Source organism: Hydrogenophaga sp. GW823-FHT04C09, from assembly GCF_058796355.1.
This window is the reverse complement of sequence record NZ_JBXAIO010000004.1, coordinates 239,253-263,138: the sequence shown is the minus strand read 5'-3', so window position 1 is coordinate 263,138 and position 23,886 is coordinate 239,253. Positions and strand designations below refer to the sequence as shown.

23 protein-coding genes are annotated in these 23,886 nt (G+C 67.7%); 9 read left to right on the top strand and 14 right to left on the bottom strand.

Annotated features, from left to right (window positions below; translation table 11 throughout):
* Positions 1 to 12 precede the first annotated feature (12 nt).
* The 6 genes from AC1Q9M_RS13530 to AC1Q9M_RS13505 form a co-directional block, all read right to left on the bottom strand.
* On the bottom strand, positions 13 to 1,134 hold the full coding sequence (locus tag AC1Q9M_RS13530) for a DUF3426 domain-containing protein (protein ID WP_492434257.1): 1,122 nt from the start codon (positions 1,132 to 1,134) through the stop codon (positions 13 to 15).
* Between the two features lie 31 nt (positions 1,135 to 1,165).
* Complete coding sequence (gene prmA, locus AC1Q9M_RS13525; protein WP_492434255.1) at positions 1,166 to 2,095, bottom strand: 50S ribosomal protein L11 methyltransferase; 930 nt, start codon at positions 2,093 to 2,095, stop codon at positions 1,166 to 1,168.
* A complete protein-coding gene (gene accC / locus AC1Q9M_RS13520; protein WP_291119323.1) occupies positions 2,085 to 3,434 on the bottom strand; it encodes an acetyl-CoA carboxylase biotin carboxylase subunit in 1,350 nt (449 codons plus the stop codon). The genes prmA and accC overlap by 11 nt, the downstream gene beginning before the upstream one ends.
* Before the next feature lie 19 nt (positions 3,435 to 3,453).
* Positions 3,454 to 3,918 (bottom strand): acetyl-CoA carboxylase biotin carboxyl carrier protein, encoded by a 465-nt coding sequence (gene accB / locus AC1Q9M_RS13515; RefSeq protein WP_444687322.1) that lies wholly within the window; start codon positions 3,916 to 3,918, stop codon positions 3,454 to 3,456.
* Between the two features lie 229 nt (positions 3,919 to 4,147).
* Complete coding sequence (locus AC1Q9M_RS13510; RefSeq protein ID WP_382154629.1) at positions 4,148 to 4,675, bottom strand: TlpA family protein disulfide reductase; 528 nt, start codon at positions 4,673 to 4,675, stop codon at positions 4,148 to 4,150.
* Positions 4,672 to 5,280, bottom strand: a complete 609-nt coding sequence (locus AC1Q9M_RS13505) for a hypothetical protein (protein WP_492434252.1) — start codon at positions 5,278 to 5,280, stop codon at positions 4,672 to 4,674. Before AC1Q9M_RS13505 ends, AC1Q9M_RS13510 begins: the two co-directional genes overlap by 4 nt.
* A 90-nt stretch (positions 5,281 to 5,370) precedes the next feature.
* Here AC1Q9M_RS13505 and mpl point away from each other — a divergent pair, with 90 nt between their 5' ends.
* The gene (mpl, locus tag AC1Q9M_RS13500; RefSeq protein WP_492434250.1) at positions 5,371 to 6,756 is read left to right on the top strand and encodes a UDP-N-acetylmuramate:L-alanyl-gamma-D-glutamyl-meso-diaminopimelate ligase; all 1,386 of its coding nucleotides are present in this window, start codon (positions 5,371 to 5,373) and stop codon (positions 6,754 to 6,756) included.
* A gap of 3 nt (positions 6,757 to 6,759) precedes the next feature.
* On the opposite strand, the gene AC1Q9M_RS13495 is transcribed toward mpl, so the two are convergent.
* The 4 genes from AC1Q9M_RS13495 to rodA form a co-directional block, all read right to left on the bottom strand.
* A complete protein-coding gene (locus AC1Q9M_RS13495) occupies positions 6,760 to 7,080 on the bottom strand; it encodes a hypothetical protein (protein ID WP_291119309.1) in 321 nt (106 codons plus the stop codon).
* 82 nt (positions 7,081 to 7,162) lie between these two features.
* The gene (locus AC1Q9M_RS13490; protein ID WP_492434248.1) at positions 7,163 to 8,296 is read right to left on the bottom strand and encodes a 3-deoxy-7-phosphoheptulonate synthase; all 1,134 of its coding nucleotides are present in this window, start codon (positions 8,294 to 8,296) and stop codon (positions 7,163 to 7,165) included.
* A 217-nt stretch (positions 8,297 to 8,513) separates the two neighbouring features.
* A complete protein-coding gene (tldD, locus tag AC1Q9M_RS13485) occupies positions 8,514 to 9,974 on the bottom strand; it encodes a metalloprotease TldD (protein WP_291119303.1) in 1,461 nt (486 codons plus the stop codon).
* Between the two features lie 60 nt (positions 9,975 to 10,034).
* A complete protein-coding gene (rodA, locus tag AC1Q9M_RS13480; protein WP_444687326.1) occupies positions 10,035 to 11,192 on the bottom strand; it encodes a rod shape-determining protein RodA in 1,158 nt (385 codons plus the stop codon).
* Between the two features lie 25 nt (positions 11,193 to 11,217).
* On the opposite strand from rodA, the gene AC1Q9M_RS13475 reads away from it, so the two are divergent.
* From AC1Q9M_RS13475 to AC1Q9M_RS13440, 8 genes are all read left to right on the top strand, one after another.
* Positions 11,218 to 11,829 carry a YqiA/YcfP family alpha/beta fold hydrolase gene (locus AC1Q9M_RS13475; protein ID WP_492434245.1) on the top strand — a complete coding sequence of 204 codons (612 nt, stop codon included), beginning with the start codon at positions 11,218 to 11,220 and terminating at the stop codon, positions 11,827 to 11,829.
* 24 nt (positions 11,830 to 11,853) lie between these two features.
* A complete protein-coding gene (locus tag AC1Q9M_RS13470; RefSeq protein WP_492434243.1) occupies positions 11,854 to 13,929 on the top strand; it encodes a ribonuclease catalytic domain-containing protein in 2,076 nt (691 codons plus the stop codon).
* A gap of 34 nt (positions 13,930 to 13,963) precedes the next feature.
* Positions 13,964 to 14,833, top strand: coding sequence for an energy transducer TonB (locus AC1Q9M_RS13465; protein WP_492434241.1), 870 nt, complete (start codon positions 13,964 to 13,966; stop codon positions 14,831 to 14,833).
* 276 nt (positions 14,834 to 15,109) lie between these two features.
* Entirely contained in the window at positions 15,110 to 15,856 is a 747-nt protein-coding gene (gene mtgA, locus AC1Q9M_RS13460; protein ID WP_492434239.1) for a monofunctional biosynthetic peptidoglycan transglycosylase, read from the top strand.
* Positions 15,853 to 16,470 carry a lysophospholipid acyltransferase family protein gene (locus tag AC1Q9M_RS13455; protein ID WP_382321718.1) on the top strand — a complete coding sequence of 206 codons (618 nt, stop codon included), beginning with the start codon at positions 15,853 to 15,855 and terminating at the stop codon, positions 16,468 to 16,470. Before mtgA ends, AC1Q9M_RS13455 begins: the two co-directional genes overlap by 4 nt.
* 90 nt (positions 16,471 to 16,560) lie before the next feature.
* Positions 16,561 to 17,553 (top strand): phosphatidate cytidylyltransferase, encoded by a 993-nt coding sequence (locus AC1Q9M_RS13450; RefSeq protein WP_492434237.1) that lies wholly within the window; start codon positions 16,561 to 16,563, stop codon positions 17,551 to 17,553.
* Positions 17,554 to 17,564: 11 nt separating this feature from the next.
* Entirely contained in the window at positions 17,565 to 18,113 is a 549-nt protein-coding gene (ruvC, locus tag AC1Q9M_RS13445) for a crossover junction endodeoxyribonuclease RuvC (RefSeq protein ID WP_291119282.1), read from the top strand.
* A 5-nt stretch (positions 18,114 to 18,118) separates the two neighbouring features.
* Complete coding sequence (locus AC1Q9M_RS13440; RefSeq protein WP_444687329.1) at positions 18,119 to 19,690, top strand: PAS domain-containing protein; 1,572 nt, start codon at positions 18,119 to 18,121, stop codon at positions 19,688 to 19,690.
* Positions 19,691 to 19,706: 16 nt separating this feature from the next.
* Here AC1Q9M_RS13440 and AC1Q9M_RS13435 read toward each other — a convergent pair whose 3' ends face one another.
* The 4 genes from AC1Q9M_RS13435 to ftsA form a co-directional block, all read right to left on the bottom strand.
* Complete coding sequence (locus AC1Q9M_RS13435; protein WP_291119276.1) at positions 19,707 to 19,883, bottom strand: hypothetical protein; 177 nt, start codon at positions 19,881 to 19,883, stop codon at positions 19,707 to 19,709.
* 21 nt (positions 19,884 to 19,904) lie between these two features.
* On the bottom strand, positions 19,905 to 20,828 hold the full coding sequence (lpxC, locus tag AC1Q9M_RS13430) for a UDP-3-O-acyl-N-acetylglucosamine deacetylase (protein WP_382321729.1): 924 nt from the start codon (positions 20,826 to 20,828) through the stop codon (positions 19,905 to 19,907).
* A gap of 411 nt (positions 20,829 to 21,239) precedes the next feature.
* Entirely contained in the window at positions 21,240 to 22,448 is a 1,209-nt protein-coding gene (gene ftsZ / locus AC1Q9M_RS13425) for a cell division protein FtsZ (protein WP_444687330.1), read from the bottom strand.
* Positions 22,449 to 22,649: 201 nt separating this feature from the next.
* Positions 22,650 to 23,879 carry a cell division protein FtsA gene (ftsA, locus tag AC1Q9M_RS13420; protein WP_291118114.1) on the bottom strand — a complete coding sequence of 410 codons (1,230 nt, stop codon included), beginning with the start codon at positions 23,877 to 23,879 and terminating at the stop codon, positions 22,650 to 22,652.
* Positions 23,880 to 23,886 lie beyond the last annotated feature (7 nt).

Genomic DNA, 23,886 nt, shown 5'->3' with positions numbered 1-23,886 from the left:
AAATCTTCCAGATCAAGGGTAAAAAATCAGGGCGCGGTAACCCGCCATGGGCGTGGCGTCGCCCAGGGCGAGTGACAGTCGAAAACTCACGTTCACCGAGCCGTTCGCCGGCAACAGCGCCGGGGCATCGGGCCATTCCTCGGGCAGGAACACGCGGCGCGAAATCACCTGATCGCTGATGTCGGTCAGGCTCAGCTCCAGCGCGGGCACAGCCAGCGCCATGGAGGCCGTGTTCTTGAGCACGAGGTCAAAGGAATAGAAGTTGCCGAGCCGGCGCACCAGCGAAGTGCTGTCGATGACGATCGCGTCGATGCGGCGCACCGGTGCCACCACGCAGCCCACGGGCTCGCACGCCCGCTGCAGCCAGGGCTGCAGGCCGGGCCGCCAGGCGGCCAATCGATCGCGCTCCTGCAGGGCCCATTGCCCGACGAGCACGACCAGCAACACCACGGCCAGCAGCGAGAGCACGGCACGCATGCCGCGGGATTGCCAGAAGGCCTGCCGCTGCGCCTGCCTCACGAAGCCGGGCACCAGCTCGGGCGAGTCCGGCCCATCAGCGTCCAGGTCACCCACGTCCTGCGGTCCGGGGGCATCGGGCATGGCATCGACGTGGGGCACGACCGCCTCTTCGTCCGACTCCACCTGTTCCGTGGGATCGGCGGCAGCGCCATCGGCTTTCAAACGACCCAGACCGGCGGCGAAGCGCTCCAGTTCGGCGTGGAAGTCGGACTCCTGCTCATCGGGTCGGGCCTGAGCGGGCGGGGCATCGATGATCGGTGGCGGCAAGGTCTCGACGGCACGTTCGTCCGCGACGGCCTCGGTGCCCCACATCGCATCGGCAGATTCCTCGACCGTTTCCACGGACCGCCGAGACTCGGCCTCCAGCTCTGCTTCCAGGTCGGCGTCGAACGCCGCGTGCGCGGATGCCGGCGCCGGTTCGGGTGCAGGCGCCGCCGCCACGAAATCGTCGGGCGTGCTTTCTTCGCCCGGAGGGATCCACGGCTGCAGGTACAGCGTGGCGTCGAACACATCGGCGCAATGGCCACAGCGCACCCAGCCCTCGGAGATCTTCAGTTGGTCGGCGACGACCCTGAACATCGTTCCGCACGAGGGGCAACGGGTGGTGAAACTCATGCGCCGATTATCGCGGGCGCGACAGGCAGCCTCAGGCCTTGACGGCGGTCATGAGGATCCAGCCATCCTCTTCGTCGCTGACCTGCAACGCCACCCACGGCGCATAGGCTTCGATCAGCTCATCGGCCTGGCGCGCCAGAATGCCCGCGAGCACCAGCTGGCCGCCCGGGCGCACGTGCGAACACAGCAACGGTGCGAGCACCTTCAAGGGCGTGGCCAGGATGTTGGCCAGCACCAGATCGTGTTCGCCCCGCGCCAGATCGGGCAAGCCGGCCGACAGCACCGCGTGGTTGGCCTCGGCATTGAGTCGGGTGGACTCCACCGCCGCGGGGTCGATGTCCACCGCGATGATCTCGCGCGCACCGTACTTGGCCGCACCGATGGCCAGGATGCCCGAGCCACAGCCATAGTCCAGCACACGCGGCCCCACGGGGCCGTGTTGCGCGGTCCAGCGCAGGCACATGCGGGTCGTCGGGTGGGTGCCCGTGCCAAAGGCAAGACCGGGGTCGAGCCGGATGACCTGCTGCGCGGCGGCGGGTGGCTCGTGCCAGGTCGGCACGATCCAGAAGCTGGGCGTGATCTCGACCGGCTCGAATTGCGACTGCGTCAGCCGCACCCAATCCTGATCGGGCACCGGGCGCACGCCCTGCACCGCACAGCCCGCAAAAAAGTCCTGCACCGCCAGCAACTGCGCGGCGTCGCGGGCCGCGGCGTCGGTGGGGAACAGCGCCACCACGCGCGAGCGCTGCCAACCCTCCTTGGGCGGCGGCATGCCAGGCTCGCCGAACAGCGCCGATTCGGCGTCGGTCATCGCGTCGGCGTCTTCCACCGACACGCTGAGCGCGTCCAGCGCGACCAGGGCATCGCCCACGTCGTCCACCGCCGCCTCGGGCACCAGCAGCACCAGCTCAAAAAGAGACCCAGCCGGCGGCTGGGTCAGTTGGAAGGCTTCAGCGCTCACGTTGGGACAGCCACTCTTCCAGGTAGTGGATGTTGGTGCCGCCGGTCACGAAGTTCGCATCCACCATCAGCTCGCGGTGCAGCGGGATGTTGGTGTTGATGCCTTCGATCACGGTCTCGGCCAGCGCCGTGCGCATGCGCGCCAGGGCCTGCTCCCGCGTGTCGCCGTGCACGATGATCTTGCCGATCATCGAGTCGTAGTTCGGCGGCACGAAGTAGTTGGTGTAGACGTGGGAGTCCACGCGAACACCCGGGCCACCCGGCGCGTGCCAGGTCGTGATGCGACCGGGCGACGGGGTGAACTTGTAGGCGTCTTCGGCGTTGATGCGGCACTCGATGGCATGCCCGCGCAGCTCGATCTGGCGCTGCGTGAACGGCAGCTTCTCGCCCGCGGCCACCGCGATCTGGGTGCGCACGATGTCCACGCCCGAAATCCACTCGGTCACCGGGTGCTCCACCTGCACGCGGGTGTTCATTTCGATGAAGTAGAACTCACCGTTCTCGAACAGGAACTCGAAGGTGCCGGCGCCCCGGTAACCGATCTTCTTGCAGGCCGCGGCGCAACGCTCGCCGATCTTTTCGATCAGGCGGCGCGGGATGCCGGGTGCAGGCGCTTCCTCGATCACCTTCTGGTGGCGGCGCTGCATGGAACAGTCGCGTTCGCCCAGGTACACCGCGTTGCGGTGCTGGTCGGCCAGGATCTGGATCTCGATGTGGCGCGGGTTCTGGAGAAATTTCTCCATGTAGACCTCGGGATTGCCGAAGGCCGCACCGGCTTCCGCCTTGGTGGTCTGCACCGCGTGCAGCAGGGCCGCTTCGGTGTGCACCACGCGCATGCCGCGCCCACCGCCGCCACCGGCGGCCTTGATGATCACCGGGTAGCCCACCGCCTTGGCGGTGCGCTTGATCACGACGGGGTCGTCGGGCAGCGCGCCTTCCGAACCCGGCACGCAGGGCACGCCCGCGCGGATCATGGCCTGCTTGGCCGACACCTTGTCGCCCATCGTGCGGATGGACTCCGGCGTGGGGCCGATGAAGGTGAAGCCGCTCTTCTCGACGCGCTCGGCGAAATCGGCGTTTTCCGACAGGAAACCGTAGCCGGGGTGGATGGCTTCGGCGTCGGTCACTTCAGCGGCCGAGATGATGGCCGGCATGTTGAGGTAACTCTGGGCGCTCGGCGCCGGGCCGATGCAGACCGCCTCGTCGGCCAGACGCACGTACTTGGCGTCGCGGTCGGCCTCGGAATACACCATCACCGCCTTGATGCCCATTTCCCGGCAGGCGCGCTGGATGCGCAGCGCGATCTCCCCCCGGTTGGCAATCAGGATTTTTTTGAACATGGGCTCGGGGCCTTCTTCTTTATTCGATCACGTACATGGGCTGTCCGTACTCCACCGCCTGGCCGTTCTCCACCAGGATCTGGGTCACGGTGCCGGACTTGTCGGCCTCGATCTCGTTGAGGATCTTCATCGCTTCCACGATGCAGATCGTCTCGCCTTCCTTGATGGTGTCACCGATCTCGACGAAGGGCTTCGCACCCGGGCTCGACGCACGGTAGAAGGTGCCCACCATGGGCGACTTCACGGTGTGCCCGGCCGGCGCGGCAGGGGCGGCGGCCACCGGAGCGGCGGGCGTCACGTCGACGGCCGGCACCAGGGGTGGAGACACCGGTGCGGGGGCCATGCTGTAGGTCACGGGCGCGGCGGCCACGACAGGCGCGCTCTTGACGATGCGCACCTTGCCTTCGGCCTCGGTGATTTCCAGCTCGGACACGTTCGACTCGGACACGAGGTCGATCAGTGTCTTCAGTTTTCTCAAATCCATGATTTCTCCAACGAAGTTCGGTCAAGTTGATCTAAAAGCACTCAATTTCAACGAAATGAGAGCTGACCAACCCGCCGGGGTGCCGCAGTGTACACGAATGGACCGGCTTCCCAACCTCGCCCGCTGGAGGGTTTTCGACCCGGGGCGAGGGATGACTCAAAGAGTCATTTTTGTGAAAACGACGAATTTACCTCTTTTTCTCGTCGAGTTCGAGTGGGTTGACGAAAGGTCAACCCAACTCGGCCCACTGCGCCAGATCGGTCTCCGACACCTTGCCGAGCTTTCGGTGCAGCAGCGCCCCGTCGGCCCCGAACACCACGCTGAAGGGCAAGGCCCCGGTGGCGTTGCCCAGGCTGCGGCTGAGTTCCGTGCCCGCGAAGCCTGCCATGCCCACCGGGAAATTCAGCGGCAGCTTCTGCATGAAGCTGCGCACCGCGCTGGGCTGATCGACCGCCAGGCCCAGCACCTGCCAGCCCTTGGCGGCCTGCGCGGTGTGGAACTGGTTCAGCATCGGCAGCTCCTCCACGCACGGCGGGCACCAGGTGGCCCAGAAATTCACCAGCAAGGGCTTGCCACGGAAATCGCTCATGCGCACGGCTTCACCGTTCGGTCCGTCGAACGACCCGGCCCAGAACGCGGCCTCGGCCTCGCTCATCACCGGCTGGAGCTGAAGGCGCCGCGTGGCCAGCAAGGCGCCGGCACCGCCAGCGACCACCGCCACGCCGGCCATCCAGAGGGTTCTTCGTTGCAGGCTCATGCCGCCACCTCCCCGGCCAGCAGGCGGCGCAAGGCCGCCGCGTCACCGCGCGGCTTGCGCCCCTGGGCGTCGGGCTTGAGGGCGCCGCGCTGGTCGTCCAGGTCGTGCACCATCAGATGCACCAGCACCCACTGGCCCAGCGCCTCGCTTCGCACGCGCAGCGTCAACGCCTCCACGGGTTCGCCGCGCCAGCCGTTGACCGTGCCCGGGTGGTATTCGACGCGGTGATCGAGCAGCGTCCACTCAGGCGCCTTGGGGTCTTCGCAGAACAGCTGAAGATAGATATCGCTGTGCCGGGTGGCCGTGCCGTGCCAGACGGCGCCGCCCAGGTGGGGGCGAAAGGCCTGCAGGCGGTCCATCCAGAGCAAGGCGAGTTCGCGCAACGCGCGCAACTCGACGGCCTGGGTTTCCGGGCAGAACACGGCGATGTCCTCGCGCACCGCGGCATCCAGCATCGCGTTGTCGGGCAGGGGCGTGCGCGCCGGCAAGCCCAGCTGCTTGACCGCGCGGCGCTTGGCCGCGGCATATTCCAGGCCCTCCTCGACCACCAGTCGGGCGGCCACGGCGGCGATCTCGTGGGAAGTGTCGTCTCGGCTGGCATCCATGGAGGGGGATTGTGCCCGCTGGCGGCGGCGCCCACGGCGCGCACGGTCCATACCCGCAAACCCGGTGGGTGCGCCCCCTAGAATCCCGGGATGCACATTCATATTCTGGGCATCTGCGGCACCTTCATGGGCGGTCTCGCTGCCCTGGCCCGCGAAGCCGGCCACCGCGTGACCGGCTGCGACGCCGGCGTCTATCCCCCCATGAGCGACCAGCTGCGGGCGCTGGGCATCGACCTCATCGAAGGCTTCGGTGCCGACCAGCTGGCTCTCCAGCCCGACGTGTTCGTGGTCGGCAATGTGGTCAGCCGGGCCCGCACGGCGGATGGCACACCCAAGTTCCCGCTGATGGAAGCCATCATGGACAGCGGCGCGGCCTACACCAGCGGGCCCCAGTGGCTGGCCGAACACGTGCTGCAGGGCCGCCATGTGCTGGCCGTCGCGGGCACGCACGGCAAGACCACCACCACCGGCATGCTGACCTGGATCCTGGAGGCCAACGGCCTGCAGCCCGGCTTCCTGATTGGTGGCGTGCCGATGAACTTCGGTGTGTCGGCCCGCCTGGGCCAGGGCAAGACCTTCACCATCGAAGCCGACGAGTACGACACCGCGTTCTTCGACAAGCGCAGCAAGTTCGTGCACTACCGACCCCGCACCGCGATCCTGAACAACCTCGAGTTCGACCACGCCGACATTTTTGACGACCTCGCGGCGATCGAACGCCAGTTCCACCACCTGATCCGCACCGTGCCGGGCAACGGCCGTGTGGTCGTCAACGGCCTGGAAGAAAGCCTGGAGCGCGTGCTGCACAAGGGCCTCTGGAGCGAATTGCGCAGCTTCGGTGCGGCGGTGAGTGATTTCACCGCCCAGGGCGAACCCCACGCCTTCGACGTGTTGCACCGCGGCCAACCAGTCGGCCGTGTGGAGTGGGCACTCACCGGCGTGCACAACCAGCTCAATGGCCTGGCGGCCATCGCCGCGGCCGAGCACGTGGGCGTGGCCCCGGCGGACGCCGCGCGCGCCTTGAGCAGCTTCGAGAACGTGCGCCGGCGCATGGAAGTGCGGGGCATGGTGCCTCGCGCGGGCGGCGCGATCACGGTCTACGACGACTTCGCGCACCACCCCACCGCCATCCGCACCACGCTCGATGGCCTGCAACGCAAGCTGGTCCAGCCGCGCGGTCGCATCCTGGCGGTGTTCGAGCCGCGCAGCAACACCATGAAGCTGGGCACGATGAAGTCCCAACTGCCTTGGAGCCTGGAGGCGGCGGACCTGGCGTTCTGCCACTCGGGCGGGCTGGACTGGGACGCTGCCGAGGCCCTGGCACCCATGGGTGCGCGGGCGCAGATCGGCCGCAACATCGACGAACTGGTGGCCCAGGTGACGGCGGCCGCCCAGCCCGGCGACCACATCGTCTGCATGAGCAACGGCGGCTTCGGCGGTGTGCACGACCGCCTGCTCAAGGCCCTGGCCGCCTGACCCTCAGTACGTCAGCACGTGCTTCGGCACGTCGATCGACACCACCGGTTTGGCCAGCGCCGCGCTCGCGGCGCGGGCAAAGGCCACCGCCCAGGGACGGTGCGCCGCATCCCGGAAATGGCCCTCCCCAGCGGCTTCGGCCACGCACAGGATCTTGTCGGCCGTCAGCACCTTGCCGGTCGGCCGGATCGGGTCACAGCCCAGGGTGGTGAACTGTTCGTCGAGCCAGGCGCGCGCATGGTCGTGCGGCATCGGCTGCACCTCCTCGAGATCGAACGGGTAAGAGGCGGTGCCGCCCCAGCTCACGGTGACTTGGCTGCGCATGTCGGGTTCTCCTGATCGGTGGTTCGCCCCATTGTGGACCGCGCGCCGTGCGCGATCCACCCCGTGAAAGCCCGTGGCGGCATCAGCCCCGCGCGTGGCGGGCGGTCTGCACCGCCGCCGACAGGACCTCGAGCGCCTGCAGCGAATCGCCCCAGCCCAGGCAGGCGTCGGTGATGCTCTGCCCGTACTTGAGCGCACCCACCTCGTCCTTGCCCGGGGTGAACTTCTGCGCGCCGGCTTCGATGTGGCTCTCGATCATCACGCCGAAGATGCTGCGCGAGCCGCCGACGATCTGGCCCGCGATGTCGCGCGCCACCTCGAGTTGCTTCTCGTGCTGCTTGCTGCTGTTGGCGTGGCTGCAGTCGACCATCAGGCGCGGCGGCAGCTTGGCGGCCTCGAGTTCCTTCACCGAAGCGGCCACGCTGGTGGCGTCGTAGTTGGGCGCCTTGCCACCGCGCAGGATCACGTGGCAGTCCTTGTTGCCATTGGTCTGCACGATCGCCACCTGGCCGTTCTTGTGCACCGAGAGGAAATGGTGGCCGCGCGAGGCGGCCTGGATCGCGTCGGTGGCGATCTTGATGTTGCCGTCGGTGCCGTTCTTGAAACCGATGGGGGCCGAGAGGCCCGAGGCCAGCTCGCGGTGCACCTGGCTTTCGGTGGTGCGCGCGCCGATGGCGCCCCAGGCGATCAGGTCGCCGATGTACTGCGGCGAGATCACGTCGAGAAACTCGCTGCCCGCGGGCAGGCCCAGGCGGTTGATCTCGATCAGCAGCTGGCGCGCGATGCGCAGACCCTCGTCGATGCGGTAGCTCTCGTCCAGGTAGGGGTCGTTGATCAGGCCCTTCCAGCCCACCGTGGTGCGCGGCTTCTCGAAGTAGACCCGCATCACGATCTCCAGCGTGTCGGCGTACTTCTCGCGCAGCGGCTTGAGACGGCGCGCGTAGTCGACCGCGGCGGCCGGATCGTGGATGGAGCACGGGCCGATCACGACCAGCAGACGGTCGTCCTGCCCATGCAGGATGCGGTGGATGCGCTGGCGGGTCTGGCTGATGAGCGCTTCCACCGGCGTGCCGCCGATGGGGAAGAAGCGGATCAGGTGTTCAGGAGGGGGCAACACGGTGATGTCCTTGATGCGTTCGTCGTCGGTCTGGCTGGTTTTGTCGACAGGACGGGCATGCCAGGCGTCGCTGCTGGCGGGGGCGTTCTTGGCGGTCATCACGGGGCTCCTGAGTGGGGTTGAATCAAAAAACGGTTCGAAAGGGCGAAAAAAAACCGCCGGGCTTGGAGCTCCGGCGGTTGTATCGAGATTCGGTGATGCGCTTACAGCTTCGCCTCTCGTCCGCCGGGGACTGAGAACCAAAAATAAAAGGCAAAAAAGGCGAAGCGCGAAGACATGGGTTCGAAATGTAGCACAGGCAATTGAAAACGCCGAGTCAAGCGGTGCCGCCGACCGTCAGGCCATCGATGCGCAGCGTCGGCTGGCCCACGCCCACCGGCACGCTCTGGCCTTCCTTGCCGCAGGTGCCCACGCCGCTGTCGAGCTTCATGTCGTTGCCGATCATGCTGACGCGGGTCAGCGCGTCCGGGCCATTGCCCACCAGCGTGGCGCCCTTCACCGGGTACTGGATCTGGCCGTTCTCCACCCAGTAGGCCTGGCTGGCCGAGAACACGAACTTGCCGCTGGTGATGTCGACCTGGCCACCGCCGAAGTTGGTGGCGTACAGGCCCTTCTTGATGCTGGCCACGATTTCCTCGGGCGCCTTGTCGCCACCCAGCATGTAGGTGTTGGTCATGCGCGGCATGGGCACGTGGGCGTAGCTCTCGCGACGGCCATTGCCGGTGGGCTTTACGCCCATCAGGCGCGCGTTCATCGCGTCCTGGATGTAGCCGCGCAGAATGCCGTCCTCGATCAGCACATTGCGCTGCGAGGTGTGGCCTTCATCGTCCACGTTGAGCGAGCCCCGGCGGTCGGCAATGGTGCCATCGTCGAGCACGGTCACACCCTTGGCGGCCACGCGCTGGCCGATGCGGCCGGCGAAAGCGCTGGAGCCCTTGCGGTTGAAATCGCCTTCCAGCCCGTGGCCCACCGCCTCGTGCAGCAGGATGCCGGGCCAGCCCGAGCCCAGCACCACCACCATCTCGCCGGCCGGTGCAGGGCGTGCGTCGAGGTTGGTCAGCGCGTAGGACACGGCCTCGTCCACGTAGGACTGCACCATGGCATCGTCGAAATAGGCCAGGCCGAAACGGCCGCCGCCGCCGGACGAACCGGCTTCGCGCCGGCCCGACTGCTCGGCGATCACCGTCACCGACAGGCGGATCAGCGGGCGCACGTCGGCCGCCAAAGTGCCGTCGGCGCGCGCCACCAGCACCACGTCGTATTCGCTCGCCAGGCCGGCCATGACCTGCTTCACGCGCGGGTCCTTGGCCTTGGCCATGCGCTCCACTTTTTCCAGCAGCGCGACCTTGGCGGTGCTGTCGAGCGTGGCGATCGGGTCCAGGCCCGGGTAGAGCGAACGCGACTTGGGCACCTTCACCGCCGGCACGCGCACCTTGCGGCCCTGGCCCTGTGCCGAAATCGAGCGCACCGTGTGGGCGGCATCGATCAGCGAGTCCCAGGACAGGTCGTCGGAATAGGCGAACGCCGTCTTTTCACCGCTGACCGCACGCACGCCGACCCCCTGGTCGATGCTGAAGCTGCCGGTCTTGACGATGCCCTCTTCCAGGCTCCAGCCTTCGCTGCGCGTGGTCTGGAAATACAGGTCGGCGTCGTCCACGCCGTGCGACATGATCTCGCCGAGCGCGCGCTGCAGGTGCGTGGGGCTCAACCCGAACGGTTCGAGCAACAGGCTTTGGGCGGTGGCCAGACGGGCCAGGGTGGGTTCGCGTGAAATCATCGGCCCATTGTAAGAACCCTGGCGCCGCGCGCTGCCGTCAGGGTCTTGCCGTCAACCGCTCTAGGACTGCATCAGGCGCTTGGACTTGGCGATCGCCATCAGGATGCCCAGCCCCACGCCCAGCGTCACCATGGCCGTGCCGCCATAGCTCACGAAGGGCAACGGCACCCCCACCACCGGCAGGATGCCGCTGACCATGCCCATGTTGACGAAGGCATAGACGAACACGTTGAGCGTGACCGCAGCCGCCACCAGCCGGGAAAACTGGGTCGGCGCCTCCACCGCGATCAGCAGACCGCGCACGATGAGGAAGATGAAGCCGGACATGAGGCCCAGCACCCCCATGAGGCCGAATTCCTCGGAGAAGGCGGCGTAGATGAAGTCGGTGGTGCGCTCGGGGATGAACTCCAGGTGGGTCTGCGTGCCCTGCATGAAGCCCTTGCCCCAGATGCCACCCGAGCCGATGGCGATCATGCCCTGGATGATGTGGAAACCCTTGCCCAGCGGGTCTTTCGAGGGGTCGAGCAGGGTGCACACGCGCTGGCGCTGGTACTCGTGCAGGATCTGCCAGTCCACGCCCGGCGCGCACATCTGCGGCTCCATGGCGATCAGCGTCACCACGCCGATCACGCCCAGCAGCACCGGCGGCAGGATCAGCTTCCAGCTCAGACCGGCGAAAAAGATGACGGCCAGGCCGGACGACATCACCAGCAGCGAGGTGCCCAGATCGGGCTGCTTGAGGATGAGCGCCACCGGAATGATGAGCAGGATGCCGGCCGCCACGAAATCCAGCGGCTTGAGCTGGCCTTCCCGGCGGTGGAACCACCAGGCCAGCATCAGCGGCATGGCGATCTTCATGAGTTCGCTGGGCTGGATGACGGTGACACCGATGTCCAGCCAGCGCTGCGAGCCCTTGCGCATGATGCCGAACAGCTCCACGCCCAGCAGCAGCATCACGCCCAGGGTGTACAGCGGCACGGCCAGCGTCATCAGCCGGTGCGGCGGTACCTGCGACACGAGGAACATCAGCCCCACGGCCAACAGCATGTTGCGGCTGTGGGCGGCGAAGCGGGTGCCGTGGTCGAAGCCCACCGAATACATGGTGATCAGGCCGGCGCCGGCCATCAGCAGGATGGCGAACAGCAGCCAGCCGTCAAAGCCCTGAAAAATCGGGGCGATGCGCTGCAGCAGGGTGGGTTTGTCGAAGACGGCGGCCATGTTGGGCCCCGATTATCCTTCGCTCATGACATCCCCCACCACCCACCTGTTGTACCTGCATGGTTTTCGTTCGTCACCGCAATCGATGAAGGCGCAGAAGGTCGCCGCGCGCATGCAGGCGCGGCACCCGGAGGTGGTCTGGTGGTGCCCTCAACTGCCACCCTCCCCGCGCGAAGCCATGGACATGGTGGTGCGCGGCGTGCAGGACTGGCCGCGCGAGACCATGGGCGTGGTCGGCTCGTCGCTGGGCGGCTTCTACGCGCGCTGGCTGGCGCTGCAGACCGGTTGCCGCCGCACGGTGCTGCTCAATCCGGCCGTGTTTCCCGCGCGCGACCTGGTGAAATACATCGGCGAACAGACCGCCTGGCACGACCCGCAGGCGCGCTTCGTCGTCGATGCGGCCTTCATGGGGGAGCTTCAGCAACAGCAGGACGACATCGCCCGCCTGGCTCCTTTGCACCCGGCCTCGCCGGAGCGCCAGTTCGCCATCGTGGCCAAAGGCGACGAGGTGCTGGACTGGCGCGAAATGCAGGCCTTCTGCGCAGGGGGCACGACCCGCCTGCTGGAGGGCGGCGACCACGCCATCAGCGACTTCGACGACCACATCGACGACCTGTTCCATTTCCTGGACCTGTAACGGCCCCATGGGACAATCGCGCCCATGCACATCCTGTTTGATGAAGCCGGCAAGCTGTTGACCGGCCGCCTCCTGTCCGAGGCCGAAAGTTCCCTGCAAGTCGAACTCGAATCCGGCAAACGCGTCAAGGTCAAGTCGGCCAATGCCCTGCTGCGCTTCGAAAAACCCGCCCCCAGCCAGCTGATGCCCGCGGCCACCGCCCTGGCCGAGACCATGGAGCTGGAGCTGGCCTACGAATTCGCGCCCGAGGACGAGTTCGGTTTCGCGGACCTCGCCCACGAGTATTTCAGCGACAAGGCGGGCATCACCGAACAGGTGGCCGCGCTCCTGTGCCTGCAAGGCGCGCCGCACTACTTCCGCCGCGCCGGCAAGGGCCGCTACAAGAAGGCGCCGGCCGACATCCTCGCGCAGGCCCTGGCCGCGATCGAGAAGAAGAAACAGGTGCAGGCACAGATCGAGGCCTGGGCGGCCGAGCTCGCCAGCGGCAGTTGCCCGGCGCCGGTGCGCCAGCAGCTCTACAAGCTGCTGTTCCGGCCGGACAAGAACGCGCCCGAGTACAAGGCCGTGGTGGAAGCCGCGCGCACCAGCCACACCGCGCCGCTCACCCTGCTGCAGAACGCGGGTGCCATCAGCAGCGCCTACCAGTTCCACTGGCAGCGCTTCCTGTTCGACCAGTTCCCCAAGGGCACGGGCTTCCCCCCGCTGCAGGCCCCGGTCATCGCCGACGAGCTGCCCCTGGCGCCGGTGCAGGCCTTCTCCATCGACGATTCGCAGACCACCGAGATCGACGACGCGCTCTCGCTGCAAGGCCTGGGCAGCGGCAGCGTCACGCTGGGCATCCACATCGCGGCGCCCGGCCTGGCCGTGGCGCCGGAAGGCCCCATCGACCAGGTGGCGCGCACGCGCCTGTCCACCGTCTACATGCCGGGCCACAAGCTCACCATGCTGCCCGACGAGGTGGTGCAGGCCTACACGCTCATGGCCGGGCGCGATTGCCCCGCCGTGTCCCTGTACGTCAGCTTCGACGAAGCCACCCTGGCCGTCACCGGCAGCCGCACCGCGCTGGAGCGCGTGCCGATCGCGCTCAACCTGCGGCACGACCAGCTCGACACGGTGATCACCGAAGCCTGGCTCGCGGGCGAGGCGCCGGCGACCGATGTCCCCGCCGAGATCGCGGCCCTCCAACCCTCGCTGGGTTTCCTGTTCCGCCTGGCCCTGCACCTCAAGGCGCAACGCGAGGTGGTGCGCGGCAAACCCGAGAACTTCACCCGCCCGGACTACACCTTCCGCCTCGAAGGCGTGAGCGGCGACGAACCGCAGGGCGACGAGCGGGTGGTTATCGGCACCCGCAAACGCGGCGCCCCGCTGGACCTGATGGTGGCCGAGGCCATGATCCTGGCCAACAGCACCTGGGGCAACTGGCTGGCCGACTGCGGCGTGCCCGGCATCTACCGCAGCCAGGCCAGCCTGCAGCCAGGCGTCAAGGTGCGCATGGGCACCAAGGCACAGCCGCACGCGGGCATCGGCGTCAAGAGCTACGCCTGGAGCACCTCGCCCCTGCGCCGCTACGTGGACCTGGTCAACCAGTGGCAGATCATTGCCTGCGCGCGCCACGGCAAGACCGCCGCGCTGGCCGCGCCGTTCAAGCCCAAGGACGCCAACCTGTTCTCCATCATCAGCGCCTTCGACGCCGCCTACACCGCGTACAACGGCTTCCAGAACGGCATGGAGCGCTACTGGACGCTGCAGTACCTCCGGCAGGAAGGCATCACCGAGCTCACCGCCACCCTGATCAAGGACAACCTGGTGCGCGCCGACACCCTGCCCCTGGTGCTGCCGGTGCTGGGCGCCGAAGGCCTGCCGCGCGGCGCGCACGTGCGCGTGAAGCTGGGTGAGATCGACGACATCACGCTCGACATCCACGGCACCGTCACCGAGCGGCTGGACCTGCCGGTGGACGACGTGGGCGAGACCGCGGGCGACGACGCCGAGGAAGAGGAGGCACTGGCCGCGCCGCTGGCCCTGGCCATCGACGTCAACGAAACCGAGGGCGAAAGCGCCGCCCAGCCCCCCCAAACGCCCGGCCCGGCAGGGGATTGAGGCCCAGGCGACACCCAGCACGGATAATGCCCGCGTGAAGCCGTCCGCCCTGTCCCTTTTCAAGAAGCTGAGCACGCTGCAACTGGCGCTGGGGGTGTCGGTGGCCGTGCACGCCGCGCTGCTCACGGTGCGCTTCGTGGACCCCGAGCGTTTCAACCGCGTGTTCCAGGACACGCCGCTGGAAGTCATCCTCGTCAACGCGCGCGGCAACGAGCGGCCCGACAAGGCCACGGCCATCGCGCAGACCTCGCTGGCCGGCGGTGGCGAGGCCGAACGCGGCCGCGCCACCTCGCCCCTGCCACCCGCCACGGTGGCCCGCATCGGCGACGCGCACGAAGAAGACGAGCGCACGATCGAGATGCTGCGCGAGCAGCAGAACCGCCTGCTGGCCCAGGTGCGCCGCGAGCTCGCCAAGATGCCGCCACCCGACCCCGAGTCGGTCAACCCCAGCCAGGCCTCGTCGGAGCGCGAGCAGAAGCGCCGCGCGCTGGTGAAGATCCTGGCCGAGATCGAAAAGCGCATCAACGAAGAAAACGCGCGGCCCAAGAAGCGCTACATCAGCCCGGCCACGCGCGAGGCGGTCTACGCCATCTACTACGACGAGCTGCGCCGCAAGATCGAGGACCGGGGCACCACCAACTTCCCCGAAGTCGGCGGCCGCAAGCTCTACGGCGAACTCACCATGACCATCACGGTCAACCACAACGGCGCCGTGCTCGACACCGAGGTGGTGCAGCCCTCGGGCATCAGCCAGCTCGACCGCCGAGCCCAGGCCATCGTGCGCAGCCTCTCGTTCGGCCGCTTCAACGAAGCCATGCGCCGCCAGGCCGACCAGATCGTGGTCGTCTCGCGCTTCCGCTTCACGCGCGACGAGACGCTGCAGACCCAGCTCTCCGGGCAATAGGGCCTGTTCACACTATTTTTCCAAGATGCGTTGCGGATCAAAAAGGCCATGCGCAAGGCGCGAAACGCAGCCGGGGCATTCCCCCGGCAAGGCTCCGCAACGCCGCGCATGGCCTTGTTGGCCGCAACCCGAAGGGAATGGGTTGAAAACAGCGCCACTCTTCGTTGCACTCCTAGGCCAGACACCCGGTCTGGCCGTCGTCGCGCGCCTCGATTGGCGCTGTTTTCAACCCATTCGCACTTGGAAAAATAGTGTGAACAGGCCCTTCCACACCGCATGAGGTCCCTCGGACGCTGGTTGCTGTGGCTGGTCCTCGCCGGGCTGGCCCTGCAGCTGTTCTTTCTGGCGCGCATCGCGCTCATGGTCGCGGTCGATCCCACCAGCACCGCCTTCATGCGCTCCGAGGCCTGGCGCATCGCGGGCGCCAGCCTGCAGAGCGACAAGGGTTGGCGCTGGTCGCACCACTGGGTGCCCGATGCCCAGATCAGCCCGCACCTCAAGCGCGCCGTGATCGCCTCCGAAGACGCCGGCTTCACCGACCACCGGGGCGTGGACTGGGGCGCGATCGAAGGCGCCTGGCAGAAGAACGAGCGCCGCCAGCAGCTGGCCGAAAAACGCGCCGCGCGCCAGCCCGCCCAGCCCGCGCGCGAGCCCAAGGTGGTCGGCGGCTCCACCATCACGCAGCAACTCGCGAAAAACCTGCTGCTCTCCGGCGAACGCCAGCTGCTGCGCAAGGGCCAGGAGCTGGTGCTTACGCTGATGCTCGAAGCCCTGCTCGACAAGCGCCGCATCCTGGAGATCTACCTCAACAGCGTGGAGTGGGGCGAAGGCATCTTCGGCGCCGAGGCCGCCTCGCAGCGCTACTTCAACAAGCCGGCCAGCAAGCTCAGCCCGCACGAGGCGGCGCGTCTGGCGGTGATGCTGCCCTCGCCCAAGTTCTTCGAGGCGCGGCAGGGATCGGCCTACCTCGCGCGGCGCACCGGCACCATCGTCGCGCGCATGGGTGGGGTCGTGCTGCCATGAACCTTCGTGCCACCTTCATGAGCGTGTTCCTGCTCGGCCTGGTGCGCCTGCTCACCGGCGCGCAGGCGCGCTGGCACGGCTGCCCGCCCAAGGCCGAGCAGCGCATCTATTTCGCCAACCACCAGAGCCACGCCGACCTCGTGCTGATCTGGGCCGCGCTGCCGCAGGAGCTGCGCAGCATCACGCGCCCGATCGCGGCCAAGGACTACTGGACCGCGTCGAACTTCAAGCGCTGGATCACCACCGAGGTGTTCAACGCCGTGTACGTGGAGCGCGAGCGCAAGGGCGACGAAGACCCACTGGCGCCGCTGGTGCAGGCGCTGGAGAGCGGCGACTCGCTGATCCTCTTTCCCGAGGGCACACGCGGCCACGAGGAAGACCCGCAGCCCTTCAAGTCGGGCCTGTACAACCTGGCGCAGCGCTTTCCCGGCGTGGTGCTGGTGCCGGCCTGGATCCACAACGTGCAGCGCGTGATTCCCAAGGGCGAGGTGGTGCCGGTGCCGGTGCTGTGCTCGGTGACCTTCGGCGAACCGCTGGTGCTGGGCGCCGAGGAACCGCGCGCCGATTTCCTGAAACGGGCCCGCGAGGCCGTCATGGCCCTTCGGGACGTCTAAGAACATGAGCCCCCACACTCGTCATTTCATGTACTCATTGCCCCCCAAGGGGGCGCAGACCGCCCTTGGGGCGGCCCGGCGGACGGTCTGATGGGCTCCTTCCTTCGCAGCCTCACCCCCGACCAGCAGGTCAGCCTCGTCTTCGTGGTGCTGTTCGGCCTGCTGATCATCGCCAGCGGCGTGGGCGTGCTGCTGTCGCTGCGCGAGCGCCGCTCAGGCGACGACGACGCCAGCGGCGAACGCGCGCTGCGCATGCAGGACAACCAGGCGCTGCTGCGCAGCTCCTGGATGATGATGCTGGTGTTCTGGGTCGGCTGGGTCATGGGCGAGGGCTTCGCTATCGTGCTGTTCGGCCTGGTCTCGTTCTTCATCCTGCGCGAGTTCATCAGCCTCTCGCCCACGCGCCGGGGCGACCACCGCAGCCTGGTGCTGGCCTTCTTCATCGTGCTGCCGCTGCAGTACGCGCTGGTCTGGACGGAACGCTTCAACCTGTTCACCGTGTTCATCCCGGTCTACGTGTTCCTCGCGATTCCCGTGGTGAGCGCGCTGGGCAACGACCCGCAGCGTTTCCTCGAGCGCAACGCCAAGCTGCAGTGGGGCATCATGGTCTGCGTGTACGGCATGAGCCACGTGCCCGCCCTGCTGCTGCTCAGCTTCCCCGGCTTCGTCGGCAAGACCGCGTTCCTGGTGTTCTTCCTGGTGCTGGTGGTGCAAACCTGCATGCTGGTGCAGCACCTGGCCGCGCGCGGCCTGCGCCGGCCGGTGGCCCCCGCCATCAGCGGCAGCTTCCACTGGCGCAGCTGGGCCCTGGGCCTGGTCGCCGGCGGCCTGCTGGGCGCCGTGCTCTCCGGCTTCACGCCCTTCAAGCCCCTGCCCGCGCTGGCCATGGCCCTGGTGGCCTGTGTGGCCGGCAGCTTCGGCCACCTGGTCATGAAGGCCATCAAGCGCGACCGCGGCGTGACCCACTGGGGCTTGGCGGGCCGCTCGGTCACCGGTGCCAGCGGCCTGCTCGACCGCGTGGACGCCCTGTGCTTCGCCGCGCCCGTGTTCTTCCATTCGGTGCGCTGGACCTTCGACCTTTGAGACCTTCCACCATGCGCATCCTCGGCATCGACCCCGGCCTGCAATGCACCGGCTTCGGCGTGATCGACACCGAAGGCGCTGCCCTGCACTATGTGGCCAGCGGCACCATCCAGACCAGCCCGAAGGACGGCGCCCTGCTGCCCGAGCGGCTCAAGATCCTGTTCGACGGCATCACCGAGGTGGTGGCGCGCTACCAGCCCCAGATGTCGGTCTGTGAAATCGTGTTCGTCAACGTCAACCCCCAGGCCACGCTGCTGCTGGGCCAGGCACGTGGCGCCTGCCTCACGGCCCTCGTGGCCAACAAGCTGGAGGTTGCCGAGTACACCGCGCTGCAGTTGAAGAAGGCCGTGGCCGGCAACGGCCGGGCCGGCAAGCCGCAGATGCAGGAAATGGTCAAGCGCCTGCTGCGCCTGCCCGGCCTGCCCGGCAAGGACGCGGCCGACGCGCTCGGCCTGGCCATCACCCACGCCCAGGTGAGCCGCACCCTGGCGGCGATCAACAAGGTCTCCACCCAACAGGCTCGCACCCACGCCACCTACAAGGCCGGCCGGGTGTATTGATGGGCATGGAGGGTTCTTCGCCGTTGCGCCGTTTCAGCCTGGGGGCCTGGCTCGCCATCGCATTCACGGTCCTGTCGCTGTTGCTCACCTTGAGCCTGACGCTGTTCAGCGACCGCGCCGCGAGCAACCAGGTGCGCGAGGCCATCGGCGCCAACCTGACCGAGCTGGCGCAGCAGACCGCGAGCCGGCTGGACCGGTCCATGTTCGAGCGCTACCGCGAGGTGCGCCTGATCGCCCAACGCCTGAGCGGCCACACCGACTTCGGCGCGGTCCGCGGCGAGATCGAGGCCCTGCAGAAGAGCTACCCGCACTACGCCTGGATCGGCGTGACCGACACCGCGGGCGTGGTGCGCACCGCCACGCGCGGCATGCTCGAAGGCGTGGATGTGTCGGCGCGCCCCTGGTTCCGCAACGCCATGGACGGCCACCCCATGGGCGACGTGCACGATGCCGTGCTGCTCGCCCAGCTGCTGGGCACGCCGGGCAGCGAGCCGATGCGCTTCGTCGACATCGCCTTTCCGCTCACCGACGCGGCCGGCCAGACCACGGGCGTGCTGGGCGTGCACCTGTCGTGGAACTGGGCCAGCGAGATCCAGGACGCGATCTTCACCCCCGTGAGCCGCCACCGCAGCGTCGACCTGCTGATCGTCTCGACCACCGGCGCTGTGCTGCTCGGCCCCAAGGACCTGCAAGGCACGGTGCTGAAGGTGCCGAGCGTGGAAGCCGCGGGGCGCGGCGAATCGGGGCATGCGACGGAAACGTGGCCCGATGGCCAGACCTACCTCGTGGGCCACACGCGCGACAACGGCTTCGACACCTACGCCGGCCTGGGCTGGCGCGTGCTGGTGCGGCAGACGCTGGACGAGGCCTACGCCCCGGTGAACCAGCTGCACCGGCGCATGCTGCTCGGCGGCATCGCGGCGGCACTGCTGTTTTCCCTGCTGGGCTGGCTGGTGGCGCGCCTGATCACCCGGCCCCTGCTCGACCTGACCGACGTGGCGCGCGGCATCGAGGCCGGCTACGCGGTGAAGGCGCCCACCACCGCGGCCTACCGCGAGGTGGCCATGCTGGGCAATGCCTTCAACTCCCTGGTGAAGGGCCTGCAGGCCAACGAGGCGGCGCTGCGCCAGAACCATGCCGCGCTGGAGCGGCGCGTGAGCGAGCGCACCGCCGAGTTGCGCGAGACGGTGGACGACCTGCGCGCCAACGAAGAGCGTGTGCAGACCGTGATCGACAGCGCGCAGGAAGCCTTCATCGGCATCGATTTCGACGGTTGCATCACCGACTGGAACGCCGCGGCCGAAACCCTGTTCGGCTGGAAGCGCCAGGAGGTGCGCGGCGAATCGCTGGCCGACACCATCCTGCCCGAGCGTTACCACATCGCTTTCGTGAAGGCGCTGGCGCATTTCCACACCACCGGCAAGGCCCCGTTCACGGGCCGGCTGCTGCGGCGCACGGTGGTGGACCGGCAGGGTCGCGAGATGGAAGTGGAGATGAAGATCGGCCTGATCCACACCAGCGAGCTGCAGCTCTTCAGCGCCTTCGTGCGGCCGGTGACCGAGCCGCCATCGCACTGACTGAACGGCGGTCTGGCTAGAGCAGGCGCTCCAGCACGAGCACGCCGAAGAATCCCAGGGCCGCGATGACGGTCCACTTCAGGATCACGATGCCCCAGGTGCGGTAACGTGCCTGGCCGGTGCCGATGTAGAAGGCAAAACACACGCCCGCTGCCAGCAGCAGCAACATCACGGTCCAGCGGAACAGCAGCATGAGGGGTGGTGGCGGCGGCGCCTACCAGGCCGGTGCGAGCTGGGCGAAGCCGCGCGGAGCTTCGCGCTCGTGTTCGAAGCTCACGATCTCGTAGGCGTCGGGCTGGTCCAGCAGGGCGCGCAGCAGCTGGTTGTTCATCGCGTGGCCGCTGCGGAAGGCGCTGTAGGCGGCCAGCAGCGGTTTGCCCACGATGTAGAGGTCGCCCATGGCGTCGAGGATCTTGTGCTTGACGAACTCGTCCTGGTAGCGCAGGCCGTCGGCGTTGAGCACTTTCACGTCGTCCATCACGATGGCGTTGTCCAGCCCGCCGCCCATGGCCAAGCCGTTGGAGCGCATCATTTCCACGTCGCGCGTGAAACCGAAGGTGCGGGCGCGGGCGATCTCGCGCGCGTACTGGCCGCTGCCGAAGTCGAACTCCACGCGCTGGCCGGTGGAGTTCACGGCCGGGTGGTTGAACTCGATCTCGAACGCCAGCTTGTAGCCGTGGAAGGGGTCGAGCCGCGCCCACTTGAGCGTGCGGCCGTCGCCTTCGCGCACTTCCACCGGTTTGGTGACGCGGATGAAGCGCTTGGGCGCGTTCTGCATCACGATGCCGGCGCTTTGCAGCAGGTAGACGAAGGAGGCCGAGGAACCGTCGAGGATGGGCACTTCTTCGGCCGTGATGTCGACGTAGAGGTTGTCCAGACCGAGGCCGGCGCAGGCGCTCATGAGGTGCTCGATGGTGTGCACCTTGACGCCGCCGTTGGAGATGGTGGAGGCCAGGCGGGTGTCGGACACCGCCATGGCATTGACCGGGATCTCCACCGGCGCGGACAGGTCGACCCGGCGGAACACGATGCCCGTGTCGGGCGCGGCCGGCCGCAGTGTCAGCTCCACCCGCTGACCGCTGTGCAGGCCGACACCGACGGCCTTGGTCAGGGATTTGAGGGTGCGTTGGGCAAGCATCCTTGAATTGTAGTTTTCCGGGCGCCAGAACATGGTTTAGAAAGCTGATGGCCTTGATAGGGAAGGCTTTTCTCCGTTTTTCTCCGGCTGAGACGGTCAGCGGCGACCGGGGTGACCGGCTCCGCGGGTGTCCCCCGCCCGTGGCTGCGCCACGGGCTCCTCCTTTACCCCGCTGCGCCGGCCACCCCGATCACCGCTGACCTACGTGCAAGAGAACCGCTGGCAAACAAACGCTTCTTCATCTCGTGGACCCCGGGCGTTCTGCGCAGCGGGGTAAAGGAGGAGGACCGGCGAAGCCGGTCCGCGGGTGTCCCCCGGACCGGCGAAGCCGGTCCGGGGGACACCCGCGGAGCAGAGCGCCCGGGGTCCACGAGCCCGCGAGGTGCAGGCAAGAAAACCCGGGGAAGAGACTCAGTCCGCCTGCTTGCGCAGGAAAGCAGGAATCTCGAAATCGTCCATGCCGCCGGAAGCCAGCGCATCCACCTTGGCCGCGGCCTGGGTGCGGTTGGTGCGCCAGACGCTGGGCACCGCCATGGAGTTGTAGTCCGGCTGCGCAGCACCCGGGCCGCCCACAGCGGCGTTCACGGTCGGCACATTGAACGGCACGTTGTCCGTACCGGTGCGCAGCACCTGCAGCGGAGGCGCCGTGCGGCGCACACCCTGGCGCGACAGGCCCGTCGCCACCACCGTCACGCGCATCTCGTCGCCCAGGGCGTCGTCGTAAGCGGCACCGTAGATCACGTGCGCTTCCGGCGAAGCGTAGGCGCGGATCGTGTTCATCGCCAGCTTGGACTCCGACAGCTTGAGCGAACCCTTGGCCGCCGTCACCAGCACCAGCACGCCCTTGGCGCCCGACAGGTCGATGCCTTCCAGCAGCGGGCAGGCCACGGCCTGCTCGGCGGCGATGCGCGCGCGGTCCGGGCCGGCGGCCACGGCCGTGCCCATCATGGCCTTGCCGGGTTCGCCCATCACGGTGCGCACGTCCTCGAAGTCGACGTTCACGTTGCCGTACTCGTTGATGATCTCGGCAATGCCGCCCACGGCGTTCTTGAGCACGTCGTTGGCGTGCGCGAAAGCCTCGTCCTGCGTGACGTCGTCACCCAGCACTTCCAGCAGCTTCTCGTTGAGCACCACGATCAGCGAATCCACGTTGGCTTCGAGCTCGGCCAGGCCGCTGTCGGCGTTGGTCATGCGGCGGCCACCTTCCCAGTCGAACGGCTTGGTGACCACGCCGACGGTGAGGATGCCCATTTCCTTGGCCACGCGGGCGATCACGGGGGCCGCGCCGGTGCCGGTGCCGCCGCCCATGCCGGCGGTGATGAACAGCATGTGCGCGCCCGCGATGGCTTCGCGGATGTCGTCCACCGCGACTTCGGCCGCGTCACGGCCCTTCTCGGGCTTGCTGCCCGCGCCCAGGCCGCTGGTGCCGAGCTGGATGGTCTTGTGCGCGGCGCTGCGCGTGAGCGATTGCGCGTCGGTGTTGGCGCAGATGAATTCCACGCCCTGCACGCTGCGCGAGATCATGTGCTCGACCGCGTTGCCGCCGCCGCCGCCCACGCCGATGACCTTGATCTGGGTGCCCTGGTTGAATTCTTCAACTTCGATCATTTCGATGCTCATTTGGAAGCTCCTTTTGTGGCCCTTGGAACGGTGTCGCCGGGCAATCTGTCAATACAAAAAATCTGCGAAATCGGGGAATGGCGAGGGCTCATCCAGGCGGCCCGGTGCATTCGGTGCACCGCCCTCGCTGGTGGCGTTCCAGGCTCATGGCATTGGCCGGCGTGAGGGCCGGGCTCGAAGACAGCGTGTTCGCGTTGTTCATCAGAAGGTCCCCACAAACCAGTTTTTGACCCGCTCGAGTGCGCCTTGCATCGAGCCCGCTTTCTGCGCCACCTTGTGCCCGCGCACGCGCGCCAGGCGCGCTTCCTCGAGCAGGCCCATCACCGTGGCCGCGCGCGTCTGCGCAACCATGTCGGACAGGGCGCTGGTGTAGTTCGGGATGCCGCGGCGCACGGGCTTGAGGAAGATGTCCTCGCCCAGTTCGACCATGCCCGGCATCACCGCGCTGCCGCCGGTGAGCACGATGCCCGACGACAGCATCTCTTCATGGCCGGAGTCGCGCAGCACCTGCTGCACCAGCGAGAAGATTTCCTCCACGCGCGGCTCGATCACGCCGGCCAGCGCCTGGCGGCTGAGCATGCGCGGGCCGCGATCGCCCAGGCCGGGCACTTCCACCTGCGTGTCCGGATCGGCCAGCAGCTGCTTGGCGCAGCCGCTTTCCACCTTGATGTCTTCGGCGTCCTTGGTCGGCGTGCGCAGGGCCATGGCGATGTCGCTGGTGATCAGGTCGCCCGCGATCGGGATGACCGCCGTGTGGCGGATCGCGCCGCCCGAGAAGATCGCCACGTCGGTCGTGCCCGCGCCGATGTCCACCAGCGCCACGCCGAGTTCCTTCTCGTCGTCGGTCAGGATGGCCTGGCTGGACGCCAGCGGGTTGAGCATGAGCTGGTCCACTTCCAGGCCGCAGCGGCGCACGCACTTGATGATGTTTTCGGCCGCGCTCTGCGCGCCGGTGACGATGTGCACCTTGGCTTCCAGGCGGATGCCGCTCATGCCGATCGGCTCTTTCACCTCCTGGCCGTCGATCACGAACTCCTGCGGCTCCACCAGCAGCAGGCGCTGGTCGGTGGAGATGTTGATCGCCTTGGCGGTCTCGATCACGCGCGCCACGTCGGTGGCGCTGACCTCGCGGTCCTTGATGGCCACCATGCCGCTGGAGTTGATGCCGCGGATGTGGCTGCCGGTGATGCCGGTGTAGACGCGCGCGATGCGGCAGTCGGCCATCAGCTCGGCTTCTTTCAAGGCCTGCTGGATGCTCTGCACCGTGGCGTCGATGTTGACCACCACGCCGCGCTTGAGGCCGTGGCTGGCCGACACGCCCAGGCCCGCGAGCTTGAGTTCGCCGTTGGACTGGACCTCGGCGACCACCACCATGATCTTGGCGGTGCCGATGTCGAGTCCGACCACCAAATCCTTGTATTCCTTGGCCATGATTGCT

Coding starts and splice junctions, on each gene's coding strand:
- AC1Q9M_RS13470 (WP_492434243.1), top strand. CDS start 11,854: ATGCACATCCTGTTTGATGAAGCCGGCAAGCTGTTGACCGGCCGCCTC.
- AC1Q9M_RS13505 (WP_492434252.1), bottom strand. CDS start 5,280: ATGGATGCCAGCCGAGACGACACTTCCCACGAGATCGCCGCCGTGGCC.
- AC1Q9M_RS13440 (WP_444687329.1), top strand. CDS start 18,119: ATGGAGGGTTCTTCGCCGTTGCGCCGTTTCAGCCTGGGGGCCTGGCTC.
- mpl (WP_492434250.1), top strand. CDS start 5,371: ATGCACATTCATATTCTGGGCATCTGCGGCACCTTCATGGGCGGTCTC.
- AC1Q9M_RS13435 (WP_291119276.1), bottom strand. CDS start 19,883: ATGCTGCTGTTCCGCTGGACCGTGATGTTGCTGCTGCTGGCAGCGGGC.
- AC1Q9M_RS13490 (WP_492434248.1), bottom strand. CDS start 8,296: ATGACCGCCAAGAACGCCCCCGCCAGCAGCGACGCCTGGCATGCCCGT.
- tldD (WP_291119303.1), bottom strand. CDS start 9,974: ATGATTTCACGCGAACCCACCCTGGCCCGTCTGGCCACCGCCCAAAGC.
- AC1Q9M_RS13530 (WP_492434257.1), bottom strand. CDS start 1,134: ATGAGTTTCACCACCCGTTGCCCCTCGTGCGGAACGATGTTCAGGGTC.
- AC1Q9M_RS13450 (WP_492434237.1), top strand. CDS start 16,561: ATGGGCTCCTTCCTTCGCAGCCTCACCCCCGACCAGCAGGTCAGCCTC.
- ftsA (WP_291118114.1), bottom strand. CDS start 23,879: ATGGCCAAGGAATACAAGGATTTGGTGGTCGGACTCGACATCGGCACC.
- accB (WP_444687322.1), bottom strand. CDS start 3,918: ATGGATTTGAGAAAACTGAAGACACTGATCGACCTCGTGTCCGAGTCG.
- AC1Q9M_RS13510 (WP_382154629.1), bottom strand. CDS start 4,675: ATGAGCCTGCAACGAAGAACCCTCTGGATGGCCGGCGTGGCGGTGGTC.
- ftsZ (WP_444687330.1), bottom strand. CDS start 22,448: ATGAGCATCGAAATGATCGAAGTTGAAGAATTCAACCAGGGCACCCAG.
- ruvC (WP_291119282.1), top strand. CDS start 17,565: ATGCGCATCCTCGGCATCGACCCCGGCCTGCAATGCACCGGCTTCGGC.
- AC1Q9M_RS13475 (WP_492434245.1), top strand. CDS start 11,218: ATGACATCCCCCACCACCCACCTGTTGTACCTGCATGGTTTTCGTTCG.
- rodA (WP_444687326.1), bottom strand. CDS start 11,192: ATGGCCGCCGTCTTCGACAAACCCACCCTGCTGCAGCGCATCGCCCCG.
- lpxC (WP_382321729.1), bottom strand. CDS start 20,828: ATGCTTGCCCAACGCACCCTCAAATCCCTGACCAAGGCCGTCGGTGTC.
- AC1Q9M_RS13495 (WP_291119309.1), bottom strand. CDS start 7,080: ATGCGCAGCCAAGTCACCGTGAGCTGGGGCGGCACCGCCTCTTACCCG.
- mtgA (WP_492434239.1), top strand. CDS start 15,110: ATGAGGTCCCTCGGACGCTGGTTGCTGTGGCTGGTCCTCGCCGGGCTG.
- AC1Q9M_RS13455 (WP_382321718.1), top strand. CDS start 15,853: ATGAACCTTCGTGCCACCTTCATGAGCGTGTTCCTGCTCGGCCTGGTG.
- accC (WP_291119323.1), bottom strand. CDS start 3,434: ATGTTCAAAAAAATCCTGATTGCCAACCGGGGGGAGATCGCGCTGCGC.